This window comes from Mesorhizobium sp. M1142 (assembly GCF_040318565.1).
GTDB lineage: Bacteria > Pseudomonadota > Alphaproteobacteria > Rhizobiales > Rhizobiaceae > Mesorhizobium.
Map to the genome: position 1 here is coordinate 271,314 of NZ_JAMYMK010000006.1, position 13,957 is coordinate 285,270.

The following is a 13,957-nucleotide window of genomic DNA, read 5'->3' on the forward strand; positions in this document are numbered from 1 at the left end:
CCTGCCTCGGGTTTCGCGGAAATGCATGTCCTTAGCCGACGAATTCACGGAATCGGCACCAATAGCCGTGAAAACCAAGGCTTCGGGAGTTTACCGTTGCCTCTGGGTGGACAGAGGAATCGGTGAGTTGGATTTCACTGGTTTCGTCACGACAAGGCTGTAGTATTGCTCGATACCCAAGCCTGCCTGCAGCAATTCCTCCATGAAATCCTGATACGCAGCCATGGAAGGTGATGAAACGCGCATCAGATAGTCGATCCGCCCCCCGATAGCCCAGCAGTCAAGGATTTCCGGAATCTGTTGGATCGCAGTCTCGAAGTGCCGTTGGTCCTCCAGACGATGGCGATCCAGAACCACCTCAACCATTATAGAGATGATGCCCCCCATGAGGGCTGGACTTAGTCGCGCGTAGAACCCCTCAATGATCCCCGCGGCTTGGAGCACGCGGAGCCGCTCCGAACAGGCCGACGCCGAAAGGTTAACACGCTTTGCGAGCTCGCTTTTCGAAATCCGACCGTCTGACTGGATCTCTGAGAGAATCCGGACATCCAAAGCGTCCAGTCGCACAGGATCGGGTTTCGATTTCATGACCTTTTGCTCTCAAGCGGTAGTCGACAGCGCAATTAGTGCCAACCAATTCCATCATTAATCGAAGCGAACGAACACAGTGGCCGTCATTCGTCCTCGGACTGCAAGCTTCACTGCGAGGGTTGTAGATCAGGGAATTGAGAACGATCCAAGCAGAACGCTGTAGAACAGTTGAGCTATTGTCCCTCCCCTAACCGGGCGATGGCGTATTTGGAGAGGGTGATCGCCTGTCGGCGGCGACCTCGTCGTAAATAGATAGCGCATTTTTTTGGTATCTCCGGTGCTTGACCTCATTGGCACCCTCGACCGCACCCGGGCGTCGATCGTATAGACGGCAGTCGATGCAGTGTTTACATCCGAGCATTTGGCATCGAGAGCGACTTGAAGGCCTTTCTTATCTGGCTCGCCGAGGAGCTGAACCACAAAATGCCACTTGTGGTACCGTTGCAGCCCAAAATCTGGCGCGGGAGTCTGGCCGGTTTGCGCAGCCGGCGGACTCAAACGCCGATGTTGCGCGCGATGGTCGGCCGCCATGCGCTTGCGCCACTCAAGAGGCCCGGAATTGTGAATGGAGTTTCCCTCAACATCGACAGCCATGATCACCGGCATGTCCTGCACCTCGAATTCATAAATGGCTTCCATGCCCAGGTCTTCAAAGGCAACGATCCGCGCCGCCTTGATCGATTTTGAATCAGGTACGCAGCGCCACCCACTGCGATGAGATAGGGCGTTTTGTGTCTCACAATCGACTCGATGGCGGCCGGGCCCCTCTCCGCTTTGCCAACCATTGCATATAGCCCGGCCTCGGCGAGCATCTTTTCAGTAAAACTGTCCATGCGGCTGGAGGTTGTCGGGCCAGCCGGCCCGACGACCTCATCCCTCACTGCGCGGACGCGTCCGACGTAGTAGATCACGCGTCCCCGCAGATCGACCGGGAGCGGCTTGCCGGCATCGATCAAATCGACCATTCGCTGGTGGGCGGCGTCACGGCCCGTCAGCATCTTCCCGGACAAAAGAAGCGTTTCCCCGCAGCGCCACGATGCCGTCTCTTCCTTTGTGACCGCATTCAGATTGACCCGTCGGACGTCGGCAGTGTGCAAGTCCTCATTTCCGATCTGTGGCCATTCGGAAAGGTTTGGTGGTTGGAGCTGGATCGGCCCTGTGCCGTCCAATGTGAACGTCAGGTGCCGGTTGGCGGCGCATTGCGGAATGAGCGCCACAGGCTTGGACGCCGCGTGGGTAGGATATGTTGCAACCTTGACATCAACGACTGTCGTCAGGCCGCCTAGGCCCTGAGCGCCGATGCCAAGCGCATTAATTCGTTCATAAAGCTCAACCCGCAGTGCCTCCTCCGCGCTTGACGGCCCCCTGGCGGTCAGTTCCGACATGTCAATCGGTTCGTTCATGGCCTCCTTGGCCAGCAGCATTGCCTTTTCGGCACTGCCACCGATGCCGACCGAGATCAGGCCGGGTGGGCACCATCCGCTGCCCAGCGTCGAAACGGTATCGACCACCCAGTCGGCAACGGACGCGCTGGGGTTAAGGGTGGTGAAACGCGCCTTGTTTTCGGACCCGCCCCCTTTTGCTGCGATGGTGATCTCAATCTGGTTGCTGGGCACGAGGTCGACGTGGACGACTGCCGGCGTGTTGTCACGCGTGTTCACCCGCCCGGCAAGCGGATCCGAGACAATCGATGGTCGGAGGGGATTGTAGGGGTCGAGATATGCTTGGCGGACGCCCCTATTCACGAGGTCAGCGAAACTCGCCGTTGACTTGATGCGGGCGTCCATGCCGACCTTGGCAAAGACAACTACGAGACCGGTATCCTGGCAGATCGGACGCCGTCCGAAGCCCGCCATGCGCGAGTTCAGCAGTATCTGCCCGATGGCATTCTTCGCCGACGGGCTCTGTTCGCGCGCATATGCCTGCGAAAGAGACCGGATATAATCTGGAGGATGATAGTACGAGATATACTGAAGGGCGCGGCCAACCGGTGCCCCCATCTCTTTCCGCTGGCGTTGGATGTAGATCCGCACGCGCAGACGGTCTTCGTCATTCAGATCGTCCTCACAATGGCCATTTGAGGGGGTACGTGAAGCGTCTTTGGAGCGACAATGTTGCCCCGAGTTCGCTGTGAGCTTTACGGCTTGAGTTTGCAGGGTGTTCCTGCGAGTTCGAACATGAGAATGGATCAGGCGCTTACGGCTGCACTCGTTGTCGGATCTCCGACCATGTCGGACATGAGACACAGTCCGATCAAAGTGAACTCATTGTTCTGAAGCAATTTTCTCAGTTGGCACGACACCTGCTGTCCTATCTGCCGACGCACTGCCGAGCCGCACAGACTCATCCCATGATCACGCTCGCCGAACATGCGATCGCCCCCGCGAACACTGAGCTTTGCCGAGCCGACGCAAGACTGTGCGCTTGCTTGCCAATCGGCATCGAGTAACGCCGCCACCTTCACCATCCCGAGCTTGGTTATGGCTAGACAGAACAGGCAAGTTCGTGAGCACTGAACGCAAATTCCACGGCATTCCCTTCTACTCCTTCGCCGAAGAAAGTCTCACTTGGATCGGAAAGAATGTAGTTGCGATGGCGCTCGCACCCGACTAAGCGCGCGCCGTCATCATCGACAACGACGCGGGGGGAAGTTGGCCTTCATCCTCGATCACCACTGGCTCGGAGCAGGACACAGGCGAGTCGGCCCGCCGGCGCTATCATTCACGTCCACAGGCAGTGGCGGTCGCCTTTCCGCGCCGACATCCGATACAGGCCGACCAAGAGTATCTTGGTCCTGGCGCCGAACGTACAAGGGTCAGACTGGCGCCAAACTTGCTACAAAGAAGGATGGACAGCGTCGCCCGCCGGCCCGCCAGTCGGCTCTGGCCGGGCGCTCTTCCGAGGCTACGAGGCGCGGATCGCGGTCTGCGGTGGCTACGTGGCCTTGCCACGCTCGCGGATTATCCGGAACTCTGGAGGGCGCGCTCGGCGGGCTCTGCCGAAAGGATGCCGAAAAAGACACTGAACAGGAGCTTACCATGAGAGTCGCGCCAGAATTTAACGAGGTTATTGAGGTATCCGAAATGAAGTCACTGCCCTCCAAAGCGCGAGCTGTCATAATCGGAGGCGGGGTGTCGGGGTGCTCTGTCGCATATCACTTGGTGAAGCTCGGATGGACGGACGTGATCCTGCTCGAGCGTAAGCAACTTACGTGCGGCACGACCTGGCACGCCGCTGGATTACTCAGCGAGCTTCGCGGGTCTAGCGATATGACAAAACTGACCAAGTACTCAATGCAACTCTACTCGAACCTGGAAGGCGAGACGGGTATTGCAACCGGACTTCGCCGCGTCGGCTCATTGTCTATCGCACTTACCCAGGAGCGCAAGCACGAGCTATACAGGCAACTCTCTCTCGCAGCCGCCCACGACGTGGAGGCGCGAAAGGTCTCTGTGCGAGAGCTCGAGGAAATGTACCCTCATGTCGATGTGTCTGATGTCACTGCTGCGCTTCATTTCCCTAATGATGGACAATGTGATCCAGCCAACGTCGCGATGGCGCTGGCCAAAGGCGCACGTCAGCGCGGCGCCTCAATCTTTGAAGGAGTGAAGGTAGCCGGTGTTCAGGCAAAGAACGGTCGGGTATCGAGCGTAACATGGGAGAAGGAGGGCCAGCGAGGGGTGATTGAGACGGAATGCGTCGTAAACTGTGCTGGCATGTGGGCACGGGAATTCGGAGCTAGAAGCGACGTCGCGGTTCCATTGCATGCGTGCGAACATTTCTACATGGTTACAGAACCAATAGACGGACTAACTCGGCTGCCGGTCCTACGGGTCCTTGATGAACATACGTACTACAAGGAAGATGCAGGAAAAATTCTTTTCGGGGCGGTGGAACCGAAGGCGAAACCGTGGGGCATGGACGGCATCCCGGAAGATTTCTGCTTCGATCAGTTGCCCGAGGACTTTGCGCATTTCGAGCCTATTATGGAGAAGGCTCTAAAGCGAATTCCGATGCTGGCCACAGCCGGTATTCGTACCTTCTTCAACGGGCCAGAAAGCTTCACTCCGGATGACCAATATCACTTGGGTGAAGCTCCTGATGTTAGGGGCTATTGGGTAGCATGTGGTTACAACAGTACAGGCATAGCTGCCTCAGGAGGTGCGGGCTTAGCGCTGGCGCAGTGGATAAACGACGACGAGCCGCCCTTCGATTTGTCAGGCGTGGACATCCGTCGGATGGAGCCGTTTCAGAAGAACTGTTCGCGCTTGAAGGAGCGGGTTTCGGAGGTAGTGGGACTTTCCTTTGCCGACCACTTCCCCGCTCGTCAGATGACAACAGCGCGCGGCATTCGACGCTCGCCAATTCATGAACATCTCAAAGCACGCCGGGCGGTCTTCGGTGAGATGGTGGGCTGGGAGCGGGCCAACTGGTTTGCTAGGGAGGGCCAGGAGCGCGAATATCGATACTCCTGGCACCGCCAAAACTGGTTTGATAATCAGCGCGACGAGCATGTTGCGGTTCGTGAACGCGTAGCTGTTTTTGACTTGACTTCATTCGGAAAAATCCGAGTGGAAGGCCGAGACGCTACCAGCTTTCTCCAGCGGCTTTGCTCCAACGATGTCGACGTGCCGGTTGGCCGGATCGTTTATACGCAAATGCTGAACGAGCGGGGCGGGATCGAGAGCGATCTCACCGTGAGTCGTCTCACGGAGACTGCTTTCCTGCTGGTCGTGTCGGCCTTCACGGTGCGACCCAACCTTTCTTGGCTGAGGCGGCATCTAGGCGACGAGTTCGTCGTTATCACCGATATGTCGGCGTCGGAAAGCGTCCTGGCAGTGATGGGACCGAATTCGCGCGAACTGCTCAGCAGAGTAAGTCCGAATGACTTCTCCAACGAAAACAATCCTTACGGCACCTGCCAGGAGATTGAAATCGGCATGGGTCTGGCGCGAGCCCACAGAGTTACCTATGTCGGCGAGCTGGGCTGGGAGATCTACATTTCGACTGACCAAACCGCTCATGTCTTCGAAGTAATCGAGGCGGCGGGCGCAGATGTGGGACTCAAGCTGTGCGGCCTTCATGCCATCAGCTCGTGCCGCATCGAGAAGGCATATCGCCACCTCCCCGATGATGTTGGCAGCGGGGACCATGTGCTCGAAGCGGGACTGGGCCTCGCTGTCAGGACGGCAAAGCCTGGATTTATTGGCCGCGATGCGGTGCTGAGAAAACTTGAGGCGGGACTCGACCGTCGGCTGGTTCAGTTCCGCCTTAAAGACCCCGCCCCTCTGCTTCATAAGAACGAAGTCGTTTTCCGAGACGGTCGGATCGCCGGAACAATCACTTCCGGGGACTACGGGCACACGCTCGGCGGAGCCGTTGGCCTTGGCTATGTACCGTGCAAGTACGAATGCGAGGCAGCACTGCTCTCCTCCTCTTATGAGATTGAGATCGCCGGCGAGCGCTTTGCCGCAGAAGTCTCGCTCAAACCGATGTACGACGCCAAGGGCGAGCGGGTGCGGGCTTGAATTACCAGTTGGAGCGGTTGGGCATCCACCAACGTATCCTGCGTATCTAAGCTCGCAGGCCGCATCTAACCGATCCCCACGATGCTGCAGGGCTCGCGCAACTGGCGAGAACGGGCTTGTACAAAGAGGTTCATGGCAAATCGCCGGGCGCGCACCGTGTACGCAGCATAATCACCACTCGCGGCCATCTGGAGGAGGCCCGCGTCCGGCTCGACATCATGATCGGTGGGTTGTGCGCCACCTTCGGCTATAAGGCCGGGCGTGTGGCAGGGAAAGGCCTTCATCGCACGCATCAAAGAAGCGTCCCACATCCCTGGTCTTGGCGAAGCGATCACCTCGTTGCTGCCGGTGCCCGTCCAGTTGGTCGAGCGGATTAAGGAGCTGGATCTCAAGCTGCGTAGTGCCGAGGGCAGTGTCCCGCGAGGGAACCACGACATCCAGCCGAGCATGAGCCGCATCGGCAATCCTTATGACAATGCCAAGACCGAAAGATTCATGAGGACCCTGAAGGAAGAGGAGGTGGATGGCCAAGCCTATCGCGACATAGACGATGCATGACAAGGATCGGCGAGTTCATCGAGGTGGTCTACAACAGGCAGCGCCTGCACTCTGCCCTCGACTATCTCTCGCCGGACGCATACGAGACCAGTCTCATGCAACTACGGCAAAAGACACCAAACGCAATTCACAACAAGGAGAACTGTTACTGATTACTGTCTCACCCAGGGGGTGCAGTCCATGATGACCTATGACACGTGTTTACGACGTCGTTTGCGACGTGTCTGGGGCGAGGTTTGCGATGCGTATCGAGATTATTGGTGAGGAACGGCGTCGGCGGTGGGGTGATGAGAAGAAGCTCGACATCGTCATGTCGGTCGGTGTCGACGGGGCGACGGTAACTGAGGTTGCGCAGTGGCACGATGTGACGCGGCAGCAGATTTATACCTGGCGGGCTGAACTGAGGAGGAAGGGTCTCCTGTTGCCGTCGGCGGTGTTCCTTCCCGTCGACATGTGCGTCGCGCGAAGTATGCCGAGCATGCGCAAGGATGCCGAGGGCGGGCGGTTACGATCAGGGCGGTCTTGCTCGCGCGACGGCAAGTAGCGGCCCAACATCGACCTATACCTCTTCATGCAGCGTTCGGCCAACCGGCGGCCCAAGGTCACCGACTACAAGCTGGTTCGGCGGTAAACTGAGATATGACCTTTGGACTCATTGGTGAACGCACCCCCCGCCCAATCTCCGAAACGCTCCGCTAGTCCCAGCCCAACGCACTCGGCCATGGTGTCGAGCTCCTGGTGATAAACGTACCGAACGCGTTGTGGTAAACGTCTGACCGATGCGCCAGAAAACCAGAGGATTGTTGAAATCAAGTGCTGGTTTATCGGGTCGTGGAGCACCGCATTGACCAATGTATTCTCATGATCGACGAACGTTGTAGTAGTTTTCTGGCCGCTGACAAAACCATCCAAGGATGGAACACGCACCTCGATTATTACAACCCCATTCTCTTTTAGTGCCTCCGCAGCCGATCGAAGGCATGCTATTTGCTCTTCGCGCCTGGAGAGCAGGGTGAATGTGCCATAAACACAGTAGACCAGATCGTAGCGTTGCTCCGAGCTGAAATCGGCAATGTCCCCCTTCCAGGCTTTGATCAGATCGGTACGCTTGGCGAGAAGTTTTAACATGCTGTCCGAATTGTCGATCCCTTCGACCTTGACCCCGCGCTCGCTCAACGGCACCGCCACGCGCCCATTGCCAATACCGAGCTCAAGAGCATCCCCTCCTCTGGAAAATCGCTCAAGAAAGGCAGCAGTTTCGTCTGCCTCCGAGACTTTACCTAATAGTTGGTAAATTGTTCATATGTGGAAGCCACACTCTCGTCATAGGCAAAAACGTCATTCATGTTCGTAATCCTGCATTTTTGTTTAAACGTCTTGTTTCGTAACGAATGCTTGCATCTCACTCTTTTTTTGCCAAGAGGGAAATTTACGCGCTTTCACTTATTTCATTTACCGGAGTAATACGGTTGTTGCAATGAGATGATAAAATTCGCGGAACGGGTCACTTAAATATCGCCACATTCCCGTTAATAATATTCAATATCATTCAACGAAATTGATCGTCTCAGGATAATCTTGGATGTTATTATATCTTTGCGTTATCTCTTCGCCAACTTTTATGTCCTTAATTGCCACAATGCTGGCCCACGCGCCGGATTCTTCATCAGTCCAAACCGTTTGTGCATTAGGTCTCAAAGAGTGGTTCACCAACGATGCAAGACCAAAAACAACATACCGAGCTATAGGGTCGATTTTGATACGCTTGTCGAAACGAACAAAGTAATACTCAAGTATTCCAGTACGATCTATATGCCACGCTTCCTGCTCATTGAATACCCATGTTGGAGCGCGTTCGATTAGATCTCCAGCCTTGAATGGGATATTGGCAAATAAACCACGACCTTTTCCGGGAACTTTCTTGACATACAGAGCATTGCTGCGATCATACACCCTATCGACCATCGTCTACCTTCTTAATGTTGAGCTTGGAGCATTTCCATGAGGGGGTGATCGTTAAGCTTCCGGCCGTGGTTCACCAGCAATGCTGGCTTTAAAGAAGCCGACGCCGGCTGTTCGCCTACGGGGCTCGCTCTTCTCGCCGCAAACCTCCTCCTCCGCGGAGCTACTATTGAGGCCTCGGCCAAATCCAAGTACACTTTTAGCCACTACGCGTCCCATTGCCCGGGAGAACGGACACCTCCTTGCGCTAAGGAACACATCGCAGGGAATCGGCAAGGCGCGTCTTCTAAGGACAACATTCTAGAGGTCCATTTCACAAGTTGTTCTCCGAAAGCGAACATAGCTCGTTCTCAAGATCGTCATACCTACCAATACGCGTGGGTAACGTTAGCTGCCAACCCCTGCCCTTACCGTTCCGTCTGCAACCAACGCTGACCGAAGTACGGGAGTACATGACTGGCCTGCTGCCAGTTTGTCGCCCGACGACGGTCCAAGCGTGCTTGATCGCTGGATCGAGACCCTGCTTGCCGAAGCTGGCCGGCCAAATCTGCATCGCAGCCGGAAATGCGGGTCAGGGGGTACGCATCCGGTGAAAACAGCAGACTTGCGTATCCGGTGGCCATGAGCACCCCAGCACCGCGGTGCTGGCGTCAAGCTTTCGATGGGGAGACGCGATGATATTCTTCGAGGAGGAGTTTGACCTACGCGATGCCTTCATCGGTGAAGGCCAAGATCCCGTCGTCATCATTGGCGCCGTACACCCAGATGGCGCCGTCCTCGGGCTCGAGACCGAGGGTCAGTTTCTGGATGAGCGCTTCGCTGACGCCGAGGTCCCTGGCGACACGTTCGACCGTGTAGACGTGATGCACCTTATTGCGCTGCATGATCAGGCCGCAGCTGGTTGGGTCCGCAGTTTTGCGGATCTCCAATTCCACGGCAGCAAATCATCGATCCGATGGGCCGGATAGGCGGGCAGTCGGGCGAGGACGTCGGCGAGCCAGGCCTGCGGGTCGATATCGTTCATCTTGGTGCTGACGATCAGGCTGTAGAGAATGGCGCCGCGCTGTCCGCCGCGATCGGAACCGCAGAACAGCCAGGACTTTCTTCCGAGAGCGATGCCGCGCAGGGCTCGCTCGGCGATCTTCTTCTTTTCGGGGCGACCGAGAACGTTGTTGTAGTACCAAATATTGGTCTCATTGGCGTCGGAACCGGACAGGCCAAATTAACCCTTTGCATGTTCCGTCCGAAATCCCACGGTCTCCGCCAAACGGGCAACGGCCGTGCCTGTGCTAGCATAGACATGCAAACGGCAGCTCATGCGCTGGCTCGCCAATGGCGTCAGCGATCTCCGTGCATCCACATCCCATGTTGACGCAGTAAAGTCCGAAACCACCAAGGCTCTTTCGGCCTTCAATATCCCATATGTAGACGCCTTCCGCCTCCGGCGTCTCGCCGCGGCTGTGTTTGCCAAATGCGTGACGGATGGAAGACGAAGCTCCGATCCCTTTCCTGGACTTGCTTGGTTCCCTGATTGGTCAGGCTCATTGCCGCTCTCCCGTCTACGCCCGGCGGAGAACACTAGATCAGGTGATTGTACGCCGGACACACCTGGCGTTCCACGGCAGTGCGCGAGCGCGGCCGACGAATTCACCGAACTTGATCCAATCTCAGCTGGAAAACACGGGCTCCGGAACTCATTGCTCTCTTACTGCGGACAAAGGTATCGGCGAATTGGATTTTACGGATTTCGTCACGACAAGGCTATAATATTGATCGATCCCGAGGCCTGCCTGCAGCAATCCCTCCATGAATACCTGATAAGCCGCCATAGAGGGAGCTGCAACGCGCATCAGGTAATCGACCCGGCCTCCGATAGCCCAGCAGTCCAAAACTTCGGGGATGCCCTGAATCGCGGTCTCAAAGTGTCGTTGGTCTTCGAGGCGGTGACGATCCAGCACCACCTCCACCATCACGAAAATAACGCCCCCGGTGAGGGATGGACTCAGCCGAGCGTAATAGCCTTCAATAATCCCTATTGTTTCGAGTATGCGGAGCCGCTCGGAGCAAGCCGACGCCGACAGATGAACGCGTTTGGCAAGCTCGCTTTTGGATATCCGACCGTCTGCCTGAAGCTCCGAGAGGATCCGAAGGTCCCAAGCGTCCAGGCGAACTGTGTTGAGTTTCGACTTCATGGCCTTGCCGGGCTGAATATGCTTTACGTGCACAGCTTGCCCCAAAAAAAGCACAGCTCTCACTGCCCTTCCGAGTCTATGGGTAAGCGAGGCCGGAGGGATTGCCTAACGGGAAGACTCAAACGCCGATGCTGCGGGCGATGCTGTCGGCCGCCATGCGCTTACGCCACTCAAGAGGCCCGGAATTGTGAATGGAGTTTCCCTCAACATCGACAGCCATGATCACCGGCATGTCCTGCACCTCGAATTCATAAATGGCTTCCATGCCCAGGTCTTCAAAGGCAACGATCCGCGCCGCCTTGATCGATTTTGAAATCAGGTACGCAGCACCACCCACTGCGATGAGATAGGGCGTTCTGTGTCTCACAATCGACTCGATTGTGGCCGGGCCCCTCTCCGCTTTGCCAACCATTGCATATAGCCCGGTCTCGGCCAGCATCTTTTCAGTAAAACTGTCCATGCGGCTGGAGGTTGTTGGGCCAGCCGGCCCGACGACCTCATCCCTCACTGCGCGGACGGGTCCGACGTAGTAGATCACGCGTCCCCGCAAATCGACCGGGAGCGGCTTGCCGGCATCGATCAAATCGACCATTCGCTGGTGGGCGGCGTCACGGGCCGTCAGCATCTTCCCGGACAAAAGAAGCGTTTCCCCGCAGCGCCACGATGCCGTCTCTTCCTTTGTGACCGCATTCAGATTGACCCGGCGGACGCCGTTTGTGTGCAAATCCTCTCGATCGATCTGCGGCCATTCGGAAAGGTCAGGCGGCTCAAGCCTGATGGGTCCAGAGCCGTCCAAGGTAAACTTCAGGTGCCGGTTGGCGGCGCATTGCGGAATGAGCGCTACAGGCTTGGACGCCGCGTGGGTAGGATATGTTGCAACCTTGACATCAACGACTGTCGTCAGGCCGCCTAGGCCCTGAGCACCGATACCAAGCGCATTAATTCGTTCGTAAAGCTCAACCCGCAGTGCCTCCTCCGCATTTGATGGCCCCCTGGCGATCAGTTCCGACATGTCAATCGGCTCGTTCATGACCTCCTTGGCCAGCAGCATTGCCTTTTCGGCACTGCCACCGATGCCGACCGAGATCAGGCCGGGCGGACACCATCCGCTGCCCAGCGTCGAAACGGTGTCGACTACCCAGTCGGCAACGGACGCGCTGGGATTCAGGGTGGTGAAACGCGCCTTGTTTTCGGACCCGCCCCCTTTTGCTGCGATGGTGATCTCAATCTGGTTGCCGGGCACGAGGTCGACGTGGACGACTGCCGGCGTGTTGTCACGCGTGTTCACCCGCCCGGCAAGCGGATCCGAGACAATCGATGGTCGGAGGGGATTGTAGGGGTCGAGATATGCTTGGCGGACGCCCCTATTCACGAGGTCAGCGAAACTCGCCGTTGACTTGATGCGGGCGTCCATGCCGACCTTGGCAAAGACAACTACGAGACCGGTATCCTGGCAGATCGGACGCCGTCCGAAGCCCGCCATGCGCGAGTTCAGCAGTATCTGCCCGATGGCATTCTTCGCCGACGGGCTCTGTTCGCGCGCATATGCCTGCGAAAGAGACCGGATATAATCTGGAGGATGGTAGTACGAGATATACTGAAGGGCGTCGGCCACGCTCCTTGTGATGTCGTCGCCGACGATATTCCGCGATCTATTTCCCACCGGATCTCATCCAAATGAGCCGAGGCCGTTGACCATTTTCAAGTTCTGGAAGCTCCGCACCCCCTGCTCGCCCCCTTCGTAGCCATAGCCGCTCTGTTTGATGCCTCCATACGGGGCATCTGCCGAAACCCCTTTCAGGTAGTTCACACTGACAGCGCCCGCCGAAAGACCACCGATCAGCGCCCGTTTAGCATTGGCGGCCCCGGTGAAGAAGTAGGCGGCCAAGCCATACTCAGTGGCGTTGGCTTCTTCGATCGCCTCCTCGATCGTGTCGAACGGCGCCACCGTGAGGATCGGTCCGAACGGCTCCTCATGAAGCACTTTCGCATCCTTTGGCACCCCTGTCAGGATGGTTGGCGGCCAGTAAAAACCGGGCTGGTCGAGGCGGGTGCCACCGGTATCGATACGGGCACCGCGATCGACCGCATCTTGGATCAGACGCTGCATGGCCTCGATCCGCCGCGCGTTTGCCATCGGTCCCATCTCCGTCGCCGGGTCGTCCGGAGGGCCGATCTTGACCTTGCGAGCGGCTTCCGTCATCCCGGACAGAAATTCCTCGTAGAGGTTGCGCGCGACGAGGATCCTGCTAGGCGCATTGCAGCTTTGACCCGCGCACTCGAACTTGTATTCCGAAATTGCCGGTATGGCCGTTGCCAAGTCGGCATCCTCGCATACAACGACCGGGGAGTGCCCACCGAGTTCGAGGATGCACCGTTGCAAGTTATTGGCGGCGAGCTTGGCGAGCTGTTTTCCAACCTCGGTAGAGCCCGTGAAGGTTAAGACCTTGACGATCGGCGAGTTGAGGAGATGCCGGGATATTTGCACCGGCACGCCAAAGACGAGATTGACCACGCCGTCCGGGATACCCGCTTGTCGCAAGGCTTCGACGAAGTGGACAGCCGCGCTTGGTGTCTCTTCAGCCGCTTTGAGGATCACAGGACAGCCTGCCGCCAGCGCTGGGGCAAGCTTGCGGGCGATAAGCACTGCGGGATAGTTCCACGGCGTGAAGGCAGCGACCACGCCGAGGGGCTCAGGGACGATCATTCGGTTTGGGCCATGTGGAATTGGGGCCGACAATTCTTCGGCGTGTTTGCCGTTCCACTCCAGCGTTTCGACTGCCCGTGCGTACTCACCTGTTGCTTCGGCAATCGTCTTGCCCTGTTCCCTCGACAAATCCTTGGCTGCGTCTTCAACCTTCGCTGCCAGAATCCTGGCGGCTGCTACGAGAATCTCGCCACGATCTTTTGCAGGCCGTGAGGACCAGGCCTTGCGGCTGCGCTCTGCCGAAGCGAGGGCCTCATCCAGATCCGGTGTCGTCGCCGAGGCCACCGAGGCAAATACCATCTCCGTCGCCGGATTGATTACCGGCAGAGTGGCTCCGCTACCACCGGCTCGCCATCTGCCGTTGATGAACAGCTGATAGCTCGTGGTGTTGGACATCGCATGCTCCGCCTTCGTGAATT

10 protein-coding genes and 2 pseudogenes are annotated in these 13,957 nt (G+C 57.4%); 3 read left to right on the top strand and 9 right to left on the bottom strand.

The window, feature by feature from the left end:
• Positions 1–90: 90 nt before the first annotated feature.
• Complete coding sequence (locus NKH42_RS13190; protein ID WP_352706692.1) at positions 91–588, bottom strand: Lrp/AsnC family transcriptional regulator; 498 nt, start codon at positions 586–588, stop codon at positions 91–93.
• Positions 589–1,085: 497 nt separating this feature from the next.
• Positions 1,086–2,591 (bottom strand): annotated as a pseudogene (locus NKH42_RS13195) (fumarate hydratase).
• A 1,083-nt stretch (positions 2,592–3,674) separates the two neighbouring features.
• Here NKH42_RS13195 and NKH42_RS13200 point away from each other — a divergent pair.
• From NKH42_RS13200 to NKH42_RS13215, 3 genes are all read left to right on the top strand, one after another.
• Complete coding sequence (locus tag NKH42_RS13200) at positions 3,675–6,119, top strand: GcvT family protein (protein ID WP_352707568.1); 2,445 nt, start codon at positions 3,675–3,677, stop codon at positions 6,117–6,119.
• A gap of 261 nt (positions 6,120–6,380) precedes the next feature.
• Positions 6,381–6,677, top strand: a complete 297-nt coding sequence (locus NKH42_RS31245) for an integrase core domain-containing protein (protein ID WP_502905762.1) — start codon at positions 6,381–6,383, stop codon at positions 6,675–6,677.
• A gap of 241 nt (positions 6,678–6,918) precedes the next feature.
• Positions 6,919–7,221 (top strand): transposase, encoded by a 303-nt coding sequence (locus tag NKH42_RS13215; RefSeq protein WP_352707560.1) that lies wholly within the window; start codon positions 6,919–6,921, stop codon positions 7,219–7,221.
• Between the two features lie 65 nt (positions 7,222–7,286).
• On the opposite strand, the gene NKH42_RS13220 is transcribed toward NKH42_RS13215, so the two are convergent.
• The 7 genes and pseudogenes from NKH42_RS13220 to NKH42_RS13255 all read right to left on the bottom strand — a co-directional run bounded on the left by NKH42_RS13220 (position 7,287) and on the right by NKH42_RS13255 (position 13,934).
• Entirely contained in the window at positions 7,287–7,973 is a 687-nt protein-coding gene (locus NKH42_RS13220; RefSeq protein WP_352974196.1) for a class I SAM-dependent methyltransferase, read from the bottom strand.
• Positions 7,974–8,222: 249 nt separating this feature from the next.
• Complete coding sequence (locus NKH42_RS13225) at positions 8,223–8,642, bottom strand: SET domain-containing protein-lysine N-methyltransferase (protein ID WP_352707563.1); 420 nt, start codon at positions 8,640–8,642, stop codon at positions 8,223–8,225.
• A 698-nt stretch (positions 8,643–9,340) separates the two neighbouring features.
• On the bottom strand, positions 9,341–9,574 hold the full coding sequence (locus tag NKH42_RS13230; RefSeq protein ID WP_352707570.1) for a hypothetical protein: 234 nt from the start codon (positions 9,572–9,574) through the stop codon (positions 9,341–9,343).
• Positions 9,526–9,777, bottom strand: a pseudogene (locus NKH42_RS13235) (transposase domain-containing protein); the annotation flags it as partial. The gene NKH42_RS13230 and the pseudogene NKH42_RS13235, both read right to left, overlap by 49 nt.
• A 556-nt stretch (positions 9,778–10,333) precedes the next feature.
• Positions 10,334–10,831 (bottom strand): Lrp/AsnC family transcriptional regulator, encoded by a 498-nt coding sequence (locus NKH42_RS13245; protein WP_352707565.1) that lies wholly within the window; start codon positions 10,829–10,831, stop codon positions 10,334–10,336.
• Positions 10,832–10,949: 118 nt separating this feature from the next.
• Positions 10,950–12,494 (bottom strand): fumarate hydratase, encoded by a 1,545-nt coding sequence (locus NKH42_RS13250; protein WP_352974183.1) that lies wholly within the window; start codon positions 12,492–12,494, stop codon positions 10,950–10,952.
• Positions 12,495–12,500: 6 nt separating this feature from the next.
• Entirely contained in the window at positions 12,501–13,934 is a 1,434-nt protein-coding gene (locus tag NKH42_RS13255) for an NAD-dependent succinate-semialdehyde dehydrogenase (RefSeq protein ID WP_352707326.1), read from the bottom strand.
• Between the last annotated feature and the right edge of the window lie 23 nt (positions 13,935–13,957).